Annotated in this window: 16 protein-coding genes; 13 read left to right on the forward strand and 3 right to left on the reverse strand. The window is 36.5% G+C overall.

The genetic code is table 11. From position 1 onward, the window contains the following. Positions 1-178: 178 nt before the first annotated feature. From CRO54_RS04285 to CRO54_RS04320, 8 genes are all read left to right on the forward strand, one after another. Positions 179-1042: a DUF808 domain-containing protein gene (locus tag CRO54_RS04285; RefSeq protein ID WP_097129058.1), complete on the forward strand. Its 864-nt coding sequence runs from the start codon at positions 179-181 to the stop codon at positions 1040-1042. 9 nt (positions 1043-1051) lie between these two features. Then, positions 1052-2104: an endonuclease/exonuclease/phosphatase family protein gene (locus tag CRO54_RS04290; RefSeq protein ID WP_097129060.1), complete on the forward strand. Its 1053-nt coding sequence runs from the start codon at positions 1052-1054 to the stop codon at positions 2102-2104. A gap of 68 nt (positions 2105-2172) precedes the next feature. After that, positions 2173-3447 (forward strand): sensor histidine kinase, encoded by a 1275-nt coding sequence (locus CRO54_RS04295; protein ID WP_138765748.1) that lies wholly within the window; start codon positions 2173-2175, stop codon positions 3445-3447. A 247-nt stretch (positions 3448-3694) separates the two neighbouring features. Beyond that, positions 3695-3937, forward strand: coding sequence for a hypothetical protein (locus CRO54_RS04300; RefSeq protein WP_097129064.1), 243 nt, complete (start codon positions 3695-3697; stop codon positions 3935-3937). A 121-nt stretch (positions 3938-4058) separates the two neighbouring features. Then, the gene (locus tag CRO54_RS04305; RefSeq protein ID WP_097129066.1) at positions 4059-4622 is read left to right on the forward strand and encodes a sigma-70 family RNA polymerase sigma factor; all 564 of its coding nucleotides are present in this window, start codon (positions 4059-4061) and stop codon (positions 4620-4622) included. 57 nt (positions 4623-4679) lie between these two features. Further along, on the forward strand, positions 4680-5681 hold the full coding sequence (locus CRO54_RS04310; RefSeq protein ID WP_097129068.1) for a FecR family protein: 1002 nt from the start codon (positions 4680-4682) through the stop codon (positions 5679-5681). Between the two features lie 117 nt (positions 5682-5798). Continuing rightward, positions 5799-8864: a TonB-dependent receptor gene (locus CRO54_RS04315; protein ID WP_097129070.1), complete on the forward strand. Its 3066-nt coding sequence runs from the start codon at positions 5799-5801 to the stop codon at positions 8862-8864. 2 nt (positions 8865-8866) lie between these two features. Next, positions 8867-10153, forward strand: a complete 1287-nt coding sequence (locus tag CRO54_RS04320; protein ID WP_097129072.1) for a purple acid phosphatase family protein — start codon at positions 8867-8869, stop codon at positions 10151-10153. Positions 10154-10243: 90 nt separating this feature from the next. Here CRO54_RS04320 and CRO54_RS04325 read toward each other — a convergent pair whose 3' ends face one another. Beyond that, entirely contained in the window at positions 10244-11107 is an 864-nt protein-coding gene (locus CRO54_RS04325) for a LysR family transcriptional regulator (protein WP_097129074.1), read from the reverse strand. Between the two features lie 72 nt (positions 11108-11179). Between CRO54_RS04325 and CRO54_RS04330 the strand changes: the two genes are divergently transcribed. The 3 genes from CRO54_RS04330 to CRO54_RS04340 are packed head-to-tail and all read left to right on the forward strand — an operon-like array spanning position 11180 to position 13084. Continuing rightward, positions 11180-11710 carry a GNAT family N-acetyltransferase gene (locus CRO54_RS04330; RefSeq protein ID WP_097129076.1) on the forward strand — a complete coding sequence of 177 codons (531 nt, stop codon included), beginning with the start codon at positions 11180-11182 and terminating at the stop codon, positions 11708-11710. A gap of 18 nt (positions 11711-11728) precedes the next feature. Continuing rightward, a complete protein-coding gene (locus CRO54_RS04335; protein ID WP_097129079.1) occupies positions 11729-12145 on the forward strand; it encodes a GNAT family N-acetyltransferase in 417 nt (138 codons plus the stop codon). Positions 12146-12196: 51 nt separating this feature from the next. Next, positions 12197-13084 (forward strand): DMT family transporter, encoded by an 888-nt coding sequence (locus CRO54_RS04340; protein ID WP_097129081.1) that lies wholly within the window; start codon positions 12197-12199, stop codon positions 13082-13084. An 18-nt stretch (positions 13085-13102) separates the two neighbouring features. On the opposite strand, the gene CRO54_RS04345 is transcribed toward CRO54_RS04340, so the two are convergent. Next, entirely contained in the window at positions 13103-15328 is a 2226-nt protein-coding gene (locus CRO54_RS04345) for a PAS domain-containing sensor histidine kinase (RefSeq protein ID WP_097129083.1), read from the reverse strand. Between the two features lie 144 nt (positions 15329-15472). Between CRO54_RS04345 and CRO54_RS04350 the strand changes: the two genes are divergently transcribed. Beyond that, positions 15473-15832, forward strand: coding sequence for a response regulator transcription factor (locus CRO54_RS04350; protein WP_097129085.1), 360 nt, complete (start codon positions 15473-15475; stop codon positions 15830-15832). 162 nt (positions 15833-15994) lie between these two features. Beyond that, positions 15995-18232 carry an ATP-binding protein gene (locus CRO54_RS04355; protein WP_097129087.1) on the forward strand — a complete coding sequence of 746 codons (2238 nt, stop codon included), beginning with the start codon at positions 15995-15997 and terminating at the stop codon, positions 18230-18232. Positions 18233-18276: 44 nt separating this feature from the next. Here CRO54_RS04355 and CRO54_RS04360 read toward each other — a convergent pair whose 3' ends face one another. After that, a complete protein-coding gene (locus CRO54_RS04360) occupies positions 18277-18681 on the reverse strand; it encodes an OsmC family protein (protein ID WP_097129089.1) in 405 nt (134 codons plus the stop codon). Positions 18682-18698 lie beyond the last annotated feature (17 nt).

Consider the following 18698-nt stretch of genomic DNA (forward strand, 5'->3'; position numbering starts at 1 on the left):
TGGACATCATATCACAAATTTGAATACGTACTTAATTGATAGTGGTAAAATCTGCATGGTTTTTAATTAAATCAACAATGTTGAAACCATATCAATAAACCTATGTTAAATTTCATTAACACACTTGCAGGATGCTGTCCGATTTTCTATTTTGCGCACTTATTTTAATTAGATTTATATGGCCTCTGGTATTTTTGCAGTTTTAGATGATATTGCAGCTTTAATGGACGATGTAGCGGTAGCTGCAAAGGTAGCGACCAAAAAAACTGCCGGAATTTTGGGAGATGACTTGGCCGTAAATGCAGAAAAAGCGACTGGTTTCCTTTCTTCACGAGAAATACCTGTATTATGGGCTATTACCAAAGGTTCGTTCTTGAATAAGCTGATCATTGTACCTTTAGCATTGCTACTCAACGCATTTTTTCCGGTTGCAATTATCGTGATATTAGTGTTGGGAGGAGCTTTTTTGGCTTACGAAGGGATGGAGAAGATTGTAGAGTACTTTTTTCATAAAAAGGAAACTCATGAAACTGCGGTAGAAGTTATCGAAGATGCGGCAGTAGCAGAAAAAGCAAAAGTGAAGTCTGCAATAACCACTGATTTTATCCTATCTGTTGAAATTGTGATTATAGCTTTAGGTTCTGTATTGGCCGAATCATTAACCATCCAGATCCTTACCGTTTCTGTTGTAGCCATTGTAGCTACAGTTGGGGTCTACGGAATTGTAGCGTTAATTGTTAGAATGGATGATGCTGGTTATCGTTTGATCAAGCACTCAGGAGAGAAGGGCTTTTTATTCTTTTTTGGTACTTTTTTAGTGAAGGCATTACCGATTATAATTAAAGGGTTAAGCATTGTAGGTACCATCGCCCTGATATTGGTAGCTGGTGGTATTTTTGTACACAACGTTGGTTTTCTACATGGCCTATTTCCATCTGTGCCATCAATTATCACTGAATTTGGTGTTGGTATAGTTGCTGGCTTAATTGTGGTAGCTTTGGTAACTGTAGTTAAAAAAATTATTTCTGCAGTTCGTAAGTAATTCATCCATATGCAGCAAGCCCTTTTCTATATCTCACTGATCGTTATCTTGTTTACATTAGTGCCTTTGGTACGTCACGATTTCTGGATTTTCAGGGTGTTTGAATATCCTCGACTCCAGAAGCTGGTATTAAATGTGGTGCTTTTGATCCTGCATTTAGTTTATCTTCCTATAGAAGTAATTGAAAAAGTGGTTTTCGCAGCGCTGATACTCAACTTCTTCTACCTCGTTTATCAGGTTTTTCCTTTTACAATTTTCGGTAAAAAGCAAATTGTTTCTGCTGCATCACCTGCTGACGACAGAAATATTTCTTTGCTGATTGCAAACGTATATCAAGATAATCGTGAGAGTGATAGCTATTTGAAGCTCATTAAAAAATGTAACCCAGATGTGGTGTTAATGGTAGAAACCAATGTTTGGTGGCAACAACAAATAGATGTTATTGGAGCTGATTATCCACATCAATTAAAAATCCCGTTGGAAAACACGTACGGGATGATATTTTATTCGCGGTTAGCGTTAAGAAATGGGAGTGTAAATTACTTGGTTAAGGAAGACATTCCTTCTATAGAAGCAGAAGTGAAACTCAAAAATGGACAGTGGGTTAAACTTCATTGTCTGCACCCAGAGCCACCGGTTCCGCAAGAAAACCCAAGGTCTACCGAAAGAGATAAAGAAATTTTGATGGTAGGTAAAAGTGCCAAAGATTGTGAATTGCCAGTTATTGTAATGGGCGATTTGAATGATGTGGCTTGGAGCTACACTACCGAATTATTTGGTAAAATTAGTGGTTTACTAGATCCGAGGAGAGGTCGCGGTTTCTTCAATAGTTTTAATGCCAAGTACTTTTTCTTACGTTTTCCGCTAGACCATATTTTCTGTTCGCCAGATTTTGCACTTTCTGGAATTAAAAGGATGGAAAGCTGTGGCTCAGATCACTTTCCAATGTGTGTAAATCTACAGTTTAATCCAAAGGTAGAGCAGCTTAACGAAGAGCCAGTAGCCGATCAGGATGACTTAGCGCTTGCTCAAGAAAAGTTAACTGCCGATACTGAAAGCTAGTTTGCAGCAGCTGTTTTTAGCGCTATTTAATTACTTTGCTTATATTGCAATTTATTAAATTAACGATTTTGCTTTTAGGAAATTTCTGGGAATGGCTTAGAGGACCACGAGATAAGTTTAACCTCGAAGAAAGGTTAATCAACGCTGTTGGTTTATTATCTGTTTGCACGCTATTTATTTTTGTAGTCTACAATATGTTCGTGGTAGTTTTACCAGAACTGGCGCTAGTTACCGCACTTACGGTAGTTTTACAATTTGTTTTTTTCTACGCATCGAGATTTCGTAGAAATTTTAATGTAGCTAGGTTCGGATTTACCTTCTGTAGCTATATTTTTTTAGCTGTCAATTACTACTACAGTTCGGGAATAGACGGACCCGTTTTATTTAGTTTTTTCGTAACGCTCATTATCATTCTAGTGATTAATGAAAAGCAACACTATCTGTATTGGCTACTACATTGTGGCGTGGTGGTAAGTTTGTTGTTTTACGAATACCGTTATGGTGTTGTAAATACTTATAATAGCGCTGCTGAACGCTCTTTCGATATTGCTTGTATCTTCTGCATTATGCTGTCGTTAGCTTTTGTATTGATAAAACTAGTATTGAAGAGCTACAATAGGGAAAGATTTCTTGCCAATCAAAGAGCCGAAGAACTTGCCATCGTACATCAGGAAAACACCAGGTTATTCTCTATCATTTCACATGATTTACGTACACCGCTTAATAACATTAAAGGTTACTTGGAGTTGTTAAATAGTCAATTATTAACTGAGAGCGATAGGAGCATGTTAGAAGTGCAGTTGTTGGAGCTTACCAATGGCACTTCAGATTTCCTTACCAATCTTTTATCTTGGTCTAAATCGCAATTAGATGGTACAAAAGTTCAACTAGTAAATGCTAATTTAGATCAACTGTTGGATGCCGTCCTAGCTACTATAAATCCCTTAGCCATTAAAAAGAATTTAGTCATTAAAAAGGAGCTTAAGGTCAATCAATTTGTTGCCGATACAGAAATGACCAAAATGGTATTAAGAAACCTACTATCTAATGCAGTTAAATACAGTAAAATGGGCGGCGAAATTATGATTAAATCCGAAGAACTGAATGGAAGGTTGATTCTTTCTGTTAGAGATTTTGGTGTCGGTATAGCTACAGAAAAGGAAATATCTATATTCACATCGCAAGTAAGCAGTTCTTTAGGCACCATGGAAGAACCTGGTGTAGGGCTAGGTTTAGTGCTCTGCGCTGATTTTGTGAAGCTTCAAAAGGGTAAAATCTGGTTCAATAGTGAAATAAATCAAGGCACTACGTTTTACCTATCTTTCCCAACTGTAATCTCATAAGCTATTTTCTGTTATTTCATTTTACGCTAAAAAACAAAAAGCTATGGCATCCACCAGAGCTTTTTGTATCAACTAACCTAAACTGTATGATAAATACTAACCAAATATTTAACACTGCAAAGGTAATCTTGCCATGTTAAGTAGGTATTAAGTTTCAATCAAAAATGATGATATTTTGTTAATGCAAAATGTATGCTCACTTAAACATTTTGCTTTTGTTTTGTGTTCATATTGTACACTAGAAAATATGAAAGAAATGAATACAGATTTGCAACGCTTTATCGAAAAATTCCAGCCAAATAAATTTAAGCTAATGGCCCAAGGTGTAGAAATTAGAGGTGCCGTAGATTTACATAATGCCATGAAAGAAGCTCGTATGCTCATAGAACGTTTTCAGCTCTCTTTAACGGTTAACCATAATGCAGAAATGTTGAGTTACCAAGGTTTCGAAGTCAATTTGCTATCGGTTAAAGATGTAGAAGCTGCTTAAGTCTTCGTTTTTATCCTAATTTTAAATCAAAAAGCTCTTTTAAAATGAGGTTAATTACGAAGGTTAACCTCATTTTAATCTTTTGTTTACACGATATGTTGATGTTTGTAACAACATCGACATGGAAATTCAGCAACAAACAGAGCGCTATATTTATGAAGTAGAAGAAACTAGTGCGCTAGACTTCGATAAGCTGTTCAAGAATTTCAGCGAAATGCTTTATAATTATGCATTTTATTATTTGAATGATATGGAAGCCGCAAAAAGTGTAGTTAACGATACCTTTTTACGGCTTTGGGATGGAAAGCGCAAACCACTTTACATCAAACCTTATTTATATCGCTCTGTTAAAAATGCTTGTCTAAATTATTTGTCTCAACGTAAGGATAATGTTGTATTTAAGGAATCCTTTGAATTGGAGAATTTATCGGATGGGTTTGTTAATGTTCATCACAACGAGGATACCATTGATAAACTTCTTTTTTTAGAAAAGGTAATATCAAACTTGCCTGCAAAAAGACAACTCGTATTTAAAATGTTCCGTTTCGAGGAATTAAGTTATGCCGAAATAGCTGAGCTACTGAATATTTCTGTGAGAACAGTAGAAGACCACTTAGCGAAAAGTATGCAGTTTATACACGCACAGGCTAAACATTTAGTTGATGGAAAGTTAACGAATACTTAACTTCTTTAAGCCCGTATTTCCTGCTGTTTTCTTGTCTTTAAGAGTAAGAAATCATTCATGGAAGATAAAATCTGGAATTATATAATTAAACGACTAACTGGTGTAGAAACAGAGGAAAGTAAACTGTTTTTAGACCAGTGGTTAAATGCTAGCGACGAAAACGTAAAACTTTATCACGAGGCCGAACAACTTTGGAAATGGACAGGATCGGTATCTAAATCTGTAATAGAGGATAATGAAAATGTCATAACTCATCCGGCGGTAGAGCAAAATAGGCGGAAATCTTTTAAAGGGATTATCAAGTATGGTGTAGCGGCGTCTCTAGCTGTATTCACTTCACTTTCTGTATATTATTTATCTAGATCTAAATCACAAGTTGATGATGTAGAGATTGCTTACACAGTTCATAAAGCTGTAAATGGTAAAGTAATGAAAGTAACACTGCCTGACAGTTCTACCATTTGGCTAAATGCTGGTAGTGAAGTAAGTTATCCTAAGGATTTTCATACAAGGAAAACTAGGGCTATTCAATTAATCGGCGAAGCTTTCTTTGAAGTAACACATAATGAAAAACAGCCTTTTGTAGTAGAAAGTGGTAATCTCAAAACTATTGTGTACGGAACTAGCTTCAATGTTAATTCTTACAAAGGCAATAAGCAAAGTTCGGTAACCGTAAAAACGGGAAAAGTGGGCGTTTTGTTAAAGCAAGACAGCTTGAGCAAACCTACCATGTTATTGCCTGGGAATAGGTTGGTCTATCATCGTGATAACGGAAAATTAGAGAAAACAACCATTTTTAAGGAGGATATAGCTAATTGGATAAATGGAGGTTTAGCATTTGACCAAGCCACGCCACAAGAAGTTTTTGCTACGCTAGCAAGAAAGTTTGATGTTGAGTTTAGTTTTGAAGAAACGGCATTCGAGGGATGTAAAATCACAGCTAAGTTCCCAAATCAATCATTAGAAACAATATTAACTACGTTAAGCGCCTCACTTCGTGTCAAATTTAAAGAAGATGGTAAAGCCATTGAAGTAAAAGGAGGGCAATCATGTAGGTGAAAATAAAAAGCCATCTCTGCTGCTACAGAAATGGCTAAAATCTTATTGCCAACGGTCTGCTAACCTTAGGCAATTATTAATAATTATTAACGGTAATAATCAGTAACAAACAAATTTATGAAAAAAAACAATGGGTTATTTAACCCAAAAGGAATTTTTATGCGAATTAGCTTAATCTTCTGCTTGCTTTCTACACTGTGCCTAACATTTAGCAGTGCAGCTGTAGTTAAAGCGCAATATGGTCTTGACAAAAGGATTGATATCACATTAAAAGACAAAACATTTCCCGAGCTACTTAAAGAAATAGAACGTAAAACAGGCGTTAGCTTTGTATACACCAACAAAGAAAATGTAGCAGGTACAGTATCGGTGAGCGACCAGTCTAAAACAGCAAGAGCGATACTTACTCCACTTTTGAAAAAATATGAATTACAAGCCGTAGAAAATGGATTGTTGGTAGTATTACGTAAGCTAGAAGCTAAAGTTTCAGTACAAGAAAAACCTGGAAGTATTGTAGGTTTCGTTAAAGATGTTGCTAACAATCAGATACTACCTTACGCTACCGTAGTGGTTAAAGGTACCAACCAAAAAGCAATTACAGATATGAATGGTTATTTCGTATTGAGTAATGTGAGCGCAGGTAAAGCAGTATTAAGAGTTACTTACATTGGCTTCAAAGCTTTTGAAACTACCGTGAATGTAGTTGGTGGTAAAACCAATAACGCTGATTTGAAACTGACTAGTGAAAGTAATGATATGAAAGGTATCACGATTACTGGTATTCGTAGAGGAGAGAGTGTGGCGCTAAATAACATGCAAAATGCGGATAACGTAAAATATGTACTTTCTGAAGAGCAAATTGAGCGTTTCCCAGATGCAACTGTTGGTGAAGCTATGCAAAGGGTTCCTGGTATCGCCATGGATTACAGTTATGGATTACCTAGAAACATCATTATTAGAGGTTTAGACCAAAGTATGGGTTCGGTTACTTTAAACGGAAACAGATTGCCATCTACGCAAACCAACTCTCGTGATATCGATTTAAACGGTATCCTTTCTTCAACGGTTGAAGCTATTGAGGTAAACAAAACACTTACCCCAGATATGGAGGCCGATGGTACTTCTGGTTCGGTAAATATCATCTCTAAAACACCAAAAATTGGAATGAAACAATTTCAAGTTAAGGGCTCGTTTGGTAATAACTTCCTTTTAGGCAAACAAAACTTTGACGGTGCTTTTAATTATGGCGAACGCAAGAATAAAATCGCTTACTTAATTGGTGTAAACTATAGCAACACCAACCGTGGTGAAGATAGGGTACAAAAGGATTATGATACCTACGAAATCAACGGTGTTGAGAAATTAAAGCTGTCGAATTTAGAGCTAGAAGGTTCTGACTTGAACAGAGAAAACATCGGTGTGCAAGGTGAATTAAGCTTTTTCCCAACAGAGAAAAGCCAAATTTATGTACGAGGAAACTATAACAAGTTCTATGAATTACAAACTAGAGGAACAAAAAGTTATAGCATTGGAGAATATACTAGCGAAACTACCGTAGCGGATGTAAATATAGGTTCTAGCGGTACGCCAAGAGATTATAACAGGGATTTATTCAGTGTATCTGGTGGTGCTAAAACAAATATCAATAACTGGATTGGTAATGTAGATGTAACCTATGCAAGTGGTCTTTACGACCAGCCAACTTACTATGACGGTTTCTTTAATTATGGTGGTTTAACGGCAAATATGGATATCTCAAATCCTAGAGCACCACAATTTGATTTTACCAATGGCAATCCCAACGATGCGAGTAAATACGTGACTTCAAACTATGTTAACAGACATCAAATAGCTAACGATAGAGATATTCAAGGTTCATTAAATATTGAACGTACTTTCGATTTGAGCGACAAAAATAAGTTCAAATTTAAGTTTGGTGGCAGAATGAAATACAAAGAAGACGACCATACCAGAAGTTATTATCAATATAAATTGAAAACCGGAACTATAGCGATGTCTAATTTCCTTTCAGATTATTCGAGAGAGAAATATTTTAATGGTCATTATAACCTTTCGGGAGCTATTGCCAACGGTTACTTGATGGAAGAATATTATCAGAATAACTTAAACCTATTTAGTAACGACGAAACTTATATCAGACAAAATACCGACCCTGATTCTTACAATGGTAAAGAAAACATGCAGGCAGGTTATGTAATGGGTAAATTAACTTTAGATAAGTTAGACATTATCACAGGGGTAAGGTATGAAAACACTGGTTTTGAGTATAATGGTAACATTGTAAACTTTAACAATACCGGAGCTTACGTATCTACCAACAAAGTAGCGGTTAAATCTAATTTCAATGGTTTTTTCCCTAGCTTAAACTTAAAGTACGCAGTTTCTCCACGTACCAACTTTAGAGCAGCGGTAACCAAATCATTATCTAGACCAGGTTATTATGATCTAGTGCCTTGGGAAGAAATTGAAGTGCGTAGAAAACGTATGAAGAAGGGAAATCCAGATTTAGACCAAGCAACTTCTGTTAACTACGATTTCTTGTTTGAGCATTACCTAAAATCTTTAGGTTTAATTTCTGGTGGTATATTCTACAAAAACATTGATAATTACATATACGAAAGTATTTATTTGCAACAAGGCGGACAGTTTGATCAATATCAAGTTACGCAAACTGTAAACGGAGCTAATGCGCATGTATATGGTTACGAAGTAGCTTGGCAACAACAATTAACCTTCTTGCCAGGCTTTTGGAATGGATTTGGTATCTACGCCAATTACACTCAAATTCAATCTAAATTTAAGGTTCCTGGCATTGTGAGCGAGCGTACGGTTCGTTTGCCATCAATGCGTCCTAAAGTGGGTAATGCTTCATTGTCTTACGAGAAATATGGTTTCTCTGGTCGTTTATCACTAAACTTCTACGATACTTTTATTGACGAATTGGCTGATGTAGAAGCTAACGATTTGATGGAAAAAGGAAGAGTACAATTGGATTTCTCTGCTTCTCAAAAAATCAATAATAAGTTCACCATTTTCATGGGAATTAGTAACATCAACAATGCGCAAACTATCCTTGATTTTGGCGATGGCAGACCTAATGACCACAAATACTACTCTAGATGGGCTAATCTAGGTTTTAAATACAATCCATTTTATAAATAAGCATGATTACAACTTTTAAGAAAAAGATGACCTTTTTGGCGGCACTAGCTTTAGTGCTGCCAACTTTGGCAAAAGCGCAAGAATTTAAGGCTGGTAAGTTCCCAGACAGAATCATTTTGACTTGGTCGGCAGATCCAAAAACCACACAAGCGGTGACTTGGCGCACCGATAGCACGGTTAACAAAAGCTTTGCGCAAATCTTGGTAGAAGACAGTTCTCCAAAATTGGATAAGCCAGAAGCGAAAGAATATCCTGCAAAAATTGAGGTGCTAAGAGGTAAAGCTTATGAGGCGGCAAATTACCACAGCGTAAATTTCGAAGGCTTAACTCCTGATAAATTGTACACTTATAGAGTAGGAGATGGGACCAATTGGAGCGAGTGGTTTCAGTTTAAAACGGCACCAGAAAAGGAGCAGCCTTTTTCTTTCATTTATTTGGGGGATGCACAGAACGATATCCGTTCAAAGTGGTCTAGGGTGATTAGAAAAGCTTTTGCTACACATGGTGATGCCCGCTTTATTGTGCATGCAGGAGATTTGATTAACCGCTCTAACAATGACAACGAATGGGGTGAGTGGCATTTTGGCGGTGGTTTCATCAATGGGATGATTCCAAGCATTCCATCGTCTGGTAACCACGAGTACTTCCGTGATGAGCAACGTACGTTAACCTTAGATCCACATTGGAGAGCGCAATACACCTTGCCAGAAAACGGGCCAAAGGGATTGGAAGAATCTGTTTACTACGTAGATTATGCCAACGTTCGTATCATTTCATTAAACTCGCAAATGATCGTGTTGGATTCTGCTTCTCTGAAAGCACAAGCGGTTTGGTTGGAAGAAGTGCTAAAAAACAACCCAAAACGTTGGACAATGATTACTTATCACCATCCAATTTATTCTACCGCGAAGGGAAGAGACAATAAAGAGTTTAGAGAGTTGTTTAAACCGCTTTTCGATAAATATCACGTAGATATTTTAATGCAAGGCCACGACCATACATACAGCCGTGGACAGAATTTACCTACTGGTGTTTCTGGTAAGGTTGGTGGGCCAATGTATGTAGTTTCTGTAGCTGGACCAAAAATGTACAAGGTAGATGTAAATCCGAAATGGATGGACGTATTTGCCGAAAACACGCAACTGTTCCAAATCATTAACGTAGATGGCGAGAATCTGACTTATACTGCTTATAAGGCATCAGGAGAGGTTTTCGATAGCTTTAAATTGAAGAAAGCCAGCAAAGACAAAGCTGCCGTGTTTACAGATTTGAACAAGAACAAAAAATAATACCCTAGTTTCTAATTATAGGCCGTTCGACATAAAGTTGAGCGGCTTTTTTATGCTATTTTCCTTCATTGTGAGCCTGAAAAGCAGATCTTATTTTAAGATCAATTTCAACACATTAGAAAGAATAGGATTATGATCATCTGCTCTCCAATTGAGATATAGGTCTGTTTTTATGGGCAGCTTAATAAACCTCAAAGCCGGACTTTCGTGGTACGAATAAGAATCTGGTAGCACAGCTATGCCCAAACCTTTTCTCACCAAGGCAATTATGGTAGAACCAAATTCTGAATGTAGGTAAACATCTGGTACAAAATCATAAGAGCTAAATAACTGCTGAATAATGTGCCCGTAACTGCTTCCTTCATCAATAGTTGGTAAAATGAATTTTTGCTGCTCAAGTGTTTCCCTCGTTAAATCGTCTATAGTTTGGTAAGGATGATTTTCTGGTATCACCAAAGCCAGATGGTCGGTATAGATCTTCTTTGATTTGATGCCAGGCATATTGTTGATATCCCTAGTTATGGCTAAATCGATCTTATAATTTGTCAAAAACTCTTGTTGGTTCTCGTATAAAACTTGAACCAGTTTAATCTGTAGTTTAGGATATTCTTCTGAAATGTTAGCCAAAATATCAGGCATAATGGAAGCTGATATCGAATCGGGATGAGCAATTTTTATCATCCCGCTTTCTCCCAAATGAATTTGTTTGGCAAATTGATGAATGTATTCAATCTCATTGAGCTCTACTTCCCACTTATTCTTCAAAAAACGACCAGCAGGAGTGAGCTTTACATTTCTTTTGTTTCGCTCAAATAATAGTAGCCCCAGCTCATTTTCTAACGATTGGATTTGTCGCGTTAAAGCAGATTGAGTGATATTCATCTTTCCGGCTGTATTCCAGTAATGAAGCTCCTTTGCTAAAGCCAGAAAGTATCTGATCTGTTGTAAGTCCATTAATGCAATTTAAGCATTAATAAATGATAAAATAGCATTTTATTGCATTTGTTGTTGCGTTAGATTTGTACCATGGAAAATATAGCAATAGCACGTGCTTCAGTAAAAGATGTACTCCAGCTGCAATACATCAGTAGAGCAACTTTCTCACAGACTTTTTCGGATATCAATACCGAGGAGAATATGAGTAAATATCTCGACGAAAGCTTTGCGACTGAACAGTTGTATGAAGAATTGAGTAATGAGCTGTCACAATTTTATTTTGCCAAATTTAGCGGTGAGGTAATTGGTTATATGAAACTAAATACTGGTGCAGGTCAGAAGGAAAATCCTGATGAAAATGCATTAGAAATAGAACGGATTTATGTGCTGAAAGATTTTCATGGCAAAAAAGTAGGCCAGTTACTTTATAATAAAGCTATTGAAGTAGCAAAAGAACTAGCCGTAGACCATGTTTGGTTAGGTGTATGGGAAGAAAATTTTAGGGCGATTGCTTTTTACACCAAAAATGGTTTTGTAAAATTTGGGCAACATGAATTTGTATTGGGCGATGATATACAAACTGATCTATTGATGAAGTTAGAATTAAACAAAGAAGTTTAATCTTAGATAAACACACAAATGAATATTAATATACGTAAAGCTGTAGAGGCAGACAGCAATAAAATCTGGGTGCTAATGGAACAACTGGCTGTATTTGAAAAGTATATCAACAGCTTTGCCATTACACCCGATATCGTTAAAGAAAGTGGTTTTCGTAAAAGTCCGCCAGATTTTTATTGTTTGGTAGCAGAAGACCAAGAAGCAATTGCTGGAATTTTGGTTTACTACTTTCTGCCCTATACAGCTCAAAATCGCCCTGCTATTTATATGAAGGAGCTTTATGTAGATGAAAATTATCGTGGTCATAAAATTGGCGAGCAACTGATGCAAGCTTTAAAAGAAGAAGCTGTATCGCAAAAATGTGCACAAATAAAGTGGACTGTTGCACCTTGGAATAAAGCTGGACAACGGTTCTATGAAAGGCTAGGAAGCTAATCAAAATAATGATTGGTTGAATTACGAATTGAACTTATAGGCTGATTGCAAATGGAGAGAAAGAACTTATTACTAATTCTATTAATATTTGGAACTGCATTTTGGGGCATTTCATTTTCTGTAACCAAGTTAGCAATGGGAACAGAAACTCCCTCCACATTTCTTTTTTATAGATTTTTACTCGCTACTTTAGTGCTATCGGTTATTTTTTGGAAGCACTTGGTGAAAACCAAACTTAACGATATCAAGACCGGAGCAATATTGGCGGTTCCTTTATTTTTGGGTATTCATTTGCAAACCTTGGGCATCAAAGCAACACACGCTTCGCAATGCGCTTTCATAGCCGGCATGACGGTGGTCATTGTGCCTTTGTTAAAGTTGTTGTTGTATCGCAAAGCAGCGGCGTCTAAAATCTGGATCGCATCAATTATCGCTTTAAGCGGCTTATTTATCATCTCCATCAACGGCCAATTTAAAATTAGCACTGGAGATTTATATACCTTAGCTGGAGCTTTTGGATTTGCCGTTTATTTAATCGTGGTCGAAAAACAAGCTGCTATTAAAAACTTGGTGCCAACCATTATTCCAATGTTCGCTACCTGTACAGTATTAACTTTTGGCTTAGCATTAACAGATGAAGCAGCAAACTGGGTACCAACAGCTAATACATTTTGGATTGGAGTTATTTACTGTGCGCTGTTTTCTACTGCTTACATGTACTCTATTTCCAACATTGCTCAAAAGTATATTAGTGCCGAGAGGGTAGCAGTAATTTATCTTTTCGAACCCGTATTTGGAGCTTTGGCGGCTTATTTTATCCTAAGTGAAAATCTATCTTGGCGCTTACTTTTAGGTGGTGGAATGATTTTTTTGGCGACAATTATTTCTGAAGTGAATTTTAAAGGATCTTTTAAAAAGAAGCATCGATTAGTAGGCTAGGCAAGACAACTATAAAAATTAAAACTTTTGGTTACCATTAGCTAAAGGTAGGGCAAAACCAAAAGACGCTCCTTGGTCTTGTTCAGAATTAACCCAAATTCTACCATTCATTTGTTTGATAATCTCTACCGAAATATATAATCCCAAGCCCAAACCAGGAAAAGCATATTCATTGGTATTGGATACTCTATAAAATTGTTCGAATATTTTCTCCTGTTTATCAGAAGCGATACCTATTCCGAAATCTTGTACGCTGAATTGAACTTCGTTAAATGAAACCTCAGTTTGTATAATTATCTTTTTGGCATCAGGAGAATACTTAATGGCATTGGTTATCAGGTTGCTAATTACCTGACTTAAGCGATCTCTATCTAAATCTACTAGGCTGTTGCTATTCAGTTTTTTTTCAATTTTATGCTGCTCGCTGGTAACCTGTATTTCATCAGCAACTTCTGCCACAAGTTGGTCGAAATCAAAAATAGACGGTTTAAAGGCTAATTTTCCGGTATTTATTTTGGTTACATCTAACAGATCGGCTATCAAATTTGTCAACCTATTGATCTGGTTATTCATTTTATGAATCAGTTCTAGATTTTTATCATCACCAGAACGTTTTAACATCATTTCTACTATCTGTGCGTAGGCTTTAATGCTGGTTACTGGTGTTTTCAACTCGTGGCTAGCTATTCCTAAAAAATCATCTTTTTGGCGTTGCAACTCTTTTTGCTCTGTAATATCTGTATTGCTTCCATACCATTTTAAGATATTGTGGTTATTATCTTTCAATGCTACAGCACGTACCAACCACCAACGATATTTTTCGTGTTTATCTTTTAAACGAAATTCTGCTTGGTAGGGCATTCCTGTAGTTAACGAATTTTTCCATGCAACTAAAGTTCTTTCCAAATCATCGGGATGCACTAATTCTGTCCAGCCCGTACCAAGTGCATCTGTAATAGCAACTGCACTTTGTTCGTACCATTGTTTGTTAACGAAATCAATCATACCCTCGGTAGTAGCTGTCCACACTACGGTAGGAACCGAATTTGCCAAAAATTCCATTTCCTGCATTGCCTGTGCAAGTTTATCTTTAGCTTTTAGTTCTGGTCTTAGGTCCCTAGCGGTAGCACCTCTACCTATAATTTCTCCTGTAATTGGGTTTTTAATAAGGATGTAATTCACTTGGCAGGGAATCGCTTCGTGGGTTTTACTATTTTTTAGACATAGTGTTCCTGTCCAACCTTTTTCATCATCAATCTGCGGAATGATGGTTTCCTGTACACGTCTTAACTCTTCTGGTTCATAAAAATCCCTTGCAGTCATGCTGTTCATGGGCGTATTTTCTTCAACACCCAATAATTTTTTACCCGCATGGTTCATGTAAATTAAATTACCCTGCATATCTGCGATAGACATTACATCAGCATTGTAATTAACTAAGGATAGCATTTGTTGCTCATTCAACGAAGTATTTACCTCTGCTGTGATATCTCTTGCTGTGCCAGCAAAGCGATAGGTAACGCCCATCTCATTTAAGTAGGCCCTGCCTTTACAGTGTACCCAACGTATCTTTTTACTTGCCGTACCTAAAGTGCGAAAACGAACATCATAATTAGCCAAACGCTTTGGGTCTACAGCCGCCGCTACAGCATCCATTACCATTTGCTTATCTTCTGCAACAATACAATCCAACACTTGATGATAATTAATATCTGCTTCGCCTTCGAAACCAAAAAGGGCTCTACAGCGCTGGTCCCAATAAACTTCTTCTGATACTGGCGCAAGCTCCCAAGTACCTATCTCTGCAGATTGAAGGGCGAGACTAAGCCGCTCTTGCATTTCTGACAGTTCCTGTTGTGCTTTTACTAGAGGGGTGACGTTTATCGCACTATGAATAATGGCTTCCGTTTTTCCGTTGACGCCTAAAATTGCTTTATAGGTATAGTTAAAATAAGATATTTGCAATTTTCCATCAACCAGTAATTCTGCTCCATCACGTTCGGCGTGATGCGTTATACCCGTATCGTAAACTTTTTGTAACAAGGCTATAAAAGGCTGGCCAGCAAGTTCGGGCACAGCTTCAATTAAAGGCTTCCCAATAACAGTTTCATCTTTCCCCCAAAATGCCAACATTTGCGCATTTGCCGCAGTAACAACAATATCTCTAGTGTGATAAATAGCTGTTGCTGATGGTGCTGCATCAATTAAGTCATTAAATCTATTTTTGGAGTAATTTGAATCCATTAATTTTTGAAAAAAATAATATTAATACTTATATAAATAGAATTACCTGCCTACTTTCCCTAAAGTATTAAATATTTTATTCACTTTGTTGTAAACAATAAGTATTTATATTTGTTCACCTAACGATTTATTATTTTATACCGAATGAAAAAGAAAGTATGGGTTATTGAGGACGACCCAGATATAGGGGAGGTGATTTCCTTGCTATTAACAGATGAGGGCTATGATGTATCCCTTTTTCCGAATGCTACCACTTTTAAAGAATCTCTACCTAATGCAGATGCAGATGTGATGGTGATGGACGTAATGTTACCAGATGGCAATGGTATTGATCTTTGTCATGGTGTTAAAACAAGCACTTCGTTGGCACATGTACCCGTACTAATGATGTCTGCCAATAAGGGATTAGCAGATTTAAATGGCTATTATCATGCAGACGATTTTATTGCCAAGCCATTTGACATTGATGAAATGGTGAGGAAAGTAAGACGTTTAACCGTTTAACTTGGTACTAAATAAATAAAGCAAAAAACTATAATTGGATTTACTATAGTTTTAATACGGTATTACAGCTTATACGAATATTTTATTTTGATTAATTGAAATATTCTCTCTAAGTTTAATAGTGCTAGTATGCTTTATAAATAAAAATACTAGCTTTACTACATGAGCGACCCGAATTTAGAGACTTGTGACAACGAGCCCATACACATACCTGGAAGTATACAAAATCATGGCTTTTCAATCGCTCTTGATAAAGCCTTGGTCGTTAGGTACTGCAGTGAAAACATCCTATCATTCTTAGAAATAAATGCTCAAAGTATTTTAGGTGTTGAATTAGGTAATATCGAAATTTTCAAGAATGAAGCAAGCCAAAATTTGGAAAGATTGGTTCGTTTTGCAGCACAGCAGGATTTTTTATCCAATCAAAATGCTTTTTCTTATCAATTAAATAACAACGTATTTAACGTTATAGTTCATTTTTATAACGATTATCACGTCATTGATTTTGAGCCAGCAATCTCTAATTTAACTCATGACCTTCAATCTTTAGTTGGCCGCTCTCTATCAGAAATTTTATCTGATAAAAAAATAGAAAATCTCTTAGGTAACGTAGCACAACAAATAAAGAAGATTATTGGCTACGATAGGGTAATGGTTTATAAATTCCATGATGACGGACATGGAGAAGTAGTTGCAGAAGCGAAATCAGATGCTTTTGAATCTTGGTTGGGCTTACATTATCCAGCTTCTGATATACCAAAACAAGCTAGGGAACTTTACAAAATAAACCTTGTAAGGTTAATTGCTGATGTAAATACTACACCTTCGGCTTTAATAACGCAAGCTGTAAATGGTAAAGCGATACCTTTAGATCTTACACATAGTACTTTGAGAGCAGTTTCTCCAATCCATATTCAATATTTAAAAAATATGGGAGTGGCTTCTAGTTTTAGTGTGTCTATTTTAGAAGGAGATAATTTATGGGGCTTAATCGCATGTCATAATTATACACCGAGGTTCATTAATTACAGAGAAAGAGAAAGTGCCAAATTAGTAGGCCAGGTATTGTCTTCAGCGATTAGTTTTAGAGAGCAAGAAGAGGATCAGCAACACGCTGCAGAACACAGACAAGCCGTAGAAACCATTACTAGGTATCTGCTTAGAAATGTATCAGTTCAAGATGCATTAATCAATCGGGAATGTACCCTTGAAAGTGTATTGGATTGTGGTGGAGCAGCCTTATATTTCGAAAATAAATTACATGTTACTGGTAATGTTCCTGATGATGGCTTTATCAATAAATTGGTAGACTGGTTAGGTGAGAGAACCTATAATGATGGTTTTTATACTACCAATAAATTGGTTGATGATTTTCCGTTAGCTGGCAAACATAAACTAACCGCTTGTGGGCTTTTGGCTTGCAGGTTAGGCAAAAACTTAAAGGAATATATGTTATGGTTCCGTCCAGAAGTGAAAACTTTAGTAAAATGGGCTGGAAATCCTGAAAAGATTATAAAAACAGATGAGAATGGAATCTCGCATATTTCGCCTAGAAACTCATTTCAAGAGTGGTCGCAACAGGTAGAGTTGAGTGCTGTTTCATGGAAAAAACATGAGTTGGAAGCTGCAATTTCTTTACGAGATGAAGTAAATTACGCCATTAGTAGAAAAGCTAATGAGTTAAGAATTGTAAATGAAAAACTAAGGGTAGCTTATGAAGAGTTAGATGCGTTCAGTTATACAATTTCCCACGATTTGAAGAATCCTTTGGCTACGATAAAATCTTATTCACAGCTGATTAAGAAAGGGGATAGGAGCATGGATAAGGTAATTATGATGGCAGAACGGATTGATGCCGGTACACAGAAAATGCAATCAATGATTGATGAGGTGTTAGCGTATTCTAAAGTCGGGCAGTCTACGTTGCAGAAGCGTGAAATTGATATGCATAAGTTACTGGAAGATCTCCGTGACGATTTAATGATAGCCAATAATAATCCTAATTTATTAATTGAAATTAAAGAAGCTCCAGAAATTGTTGGCGATCAGTTAATGGTATTACAGGTATTTTCAAACGTGGTTGGAAATGCTGTAAAATATTCTTCTAAAACAGAATTCCCCAAAGTAACTGTCTCTGGAACAAAAAACGACAAAGAAATTGTTTACGCAATCTCGGATAATGGTATAGGTATACCTAAAGAAGAGCATGACCATATTTTTGACTTGTTTAGTAGAGCTTCAGGAGGTCGAGATTTTGAAGGGACTGGTGTTGGGCTTTCTATCGTAAAACGTATACTCGAGAAACACGAAGGAAATATTTGGCTAGATAGTACACAGGGTACAGGAACGGTGTTTTTTGTTAGTTTCCGTAGATATGATCCATTAAATATAATGAACTAGAGTAATATTTATTATTCTAGTATTGTTCTTTTTAAGCTATCTGTTTATGAATTGCTTACAATCTTTATCGGATTGCTTAAAATCTTATGGATAGGACATTTATCTGCGATAATCATTAATCGTTTTCGTTGTTCTTCGTCTAAATCTCCATGTAATTCTATTTTACGCTCTATCGTAGTGCTTTTATCCATCTCATCTTCAGGGCAAATCGTAAGGTGAATTGTCAACCCAGTAAGGGGTATTTGTTTTCTATCCGCATACATTCTAACTGTAATAGCTGTACAACTGCCTAAACTGGCAAGCAATAGTGCTCCGGGTGCCATTCCTTCATTTGTACCACCTAATTCTTCTGGCTCATCTGCATAAATGAAATGTCCATCAGCAAATATTTTGGTTTTATATCTAGATTCGTCTAATTCTATAACTGCAGTAATCTGTTTTTTACTCATCTTTTTATTTTTTATAA

The sequence above is a fragment of the Pedobacter xixiisoli genome (assembly GCF_900215335.1).
GTDB lineage: Bacteria > Bacteroidota > Bacteroidia > Sphingobacteriales > Sphingobacteriaceae > Pedobacter > Pedobacter xixiisoli.

Bases quoted from the DNA above. Each gene is read 5' to 3' on its own strand.
- CRO54_RS04315 (WP_097129070.1), top strand. From the start codon at position 5,799: ATGAAAAAAAACAATGGGTTATTTAACCCAAAAGGAATTTTTATGCGA.
- CRO54_RS04345 (WP_097129083.1), bottom strand. From the start codon at position 15,328: ATGGATTCAAATTACTCCAAAAATAGATTTAATGACTTAATTGATGCA.
- CRO54_RS04285 (WP_097129058.1), top strand. From the start codon at position 179: ATGGCCTCTGGTATTTTTGCAGTTTTAGATGATATTGCAGCTTTAATG.
- CRO54_RS04335 (WP_097129079.1), top strand. From the start codon at position 11,729: ATGAATATTAATATACGTAAAGCTGTAGAGGCAGACAGCAATAAAATC.
- CRO54_RS04330 (WP_097129076.1), top strand. From the start codon at position 11,180: ATGGAAAATATAGCAATAGCACGTGCTTCAGTAAAAGATGTACTCCAG.
- CRO54_RS04325 (WP_097129074.1), bottom strand. From the start codon at position 11,107: ATGGACTTACAACAGATCAGATACTTTCTGGCTTTAGCAAAGGAGCTT.
- CRO54_RS04360 (WP_097129089.1), bottom strand. From the start codon at position 18,681: ATGAGTAAAAAACAGATTACTGCAGTTATAGAATTAGACGAATCTAGA.
- CRO54_RS04355 (WP_097129087.1), top strand. From the start codon at position 15,995: ATGAGCGACCCGAATTTAGAGACTTGTGACAACGAGCCCATACACATA.
- CRO54_RS04320 (WP_097129072.1), top strand. From the start codon at position 8,867: ATGATTACAACTTTTAAGAAAAAGATGACCTTTTTGGCGGCACTAGCT.
- CRO54_RS04310 (WP_097129068.1), top strand. From the start codon at position 4,680: ATGGAAGATAAAATCTGGAATTATATAATTAAACGACTAACTGGTGTA.
- CRO54_RS04340 (WP_097129081.1), top strand. From the start codon at position 12,197: ATGGAGAGAAAGAACTTATTACTAATTCTATTAATATTTGGAACTGCA.
- CRO54_RS04290 (WP_097129060.1), top strand. From the start codon at position 1,052: ATGCAGCAAGCCCTTTTCTATATCTCACTGATCGTTATCTTGTTTACA.
- CRO54_RS04305 (WP_097129066.1), top strand. From the start codon at position 4,059: ATGGAAATTCAGCAACAAACAGAGCGCTATATTTATGAAGTAGAAGAA.
- CRO54_RS04300 (WP_097129064.1), top strand. From the start codon at position 3,695: ATGAAAGAAATGAATACAGATTTGCAACGCTTTATCGAAAAATTCCAG.
- CRO54_RS04350 (WP_097129085.1), top strand. From the start codon at position 15,473: ATGAAAAAGAAAGTATGGGTTATTGAGGACGACCCAGATATAGGGGAG.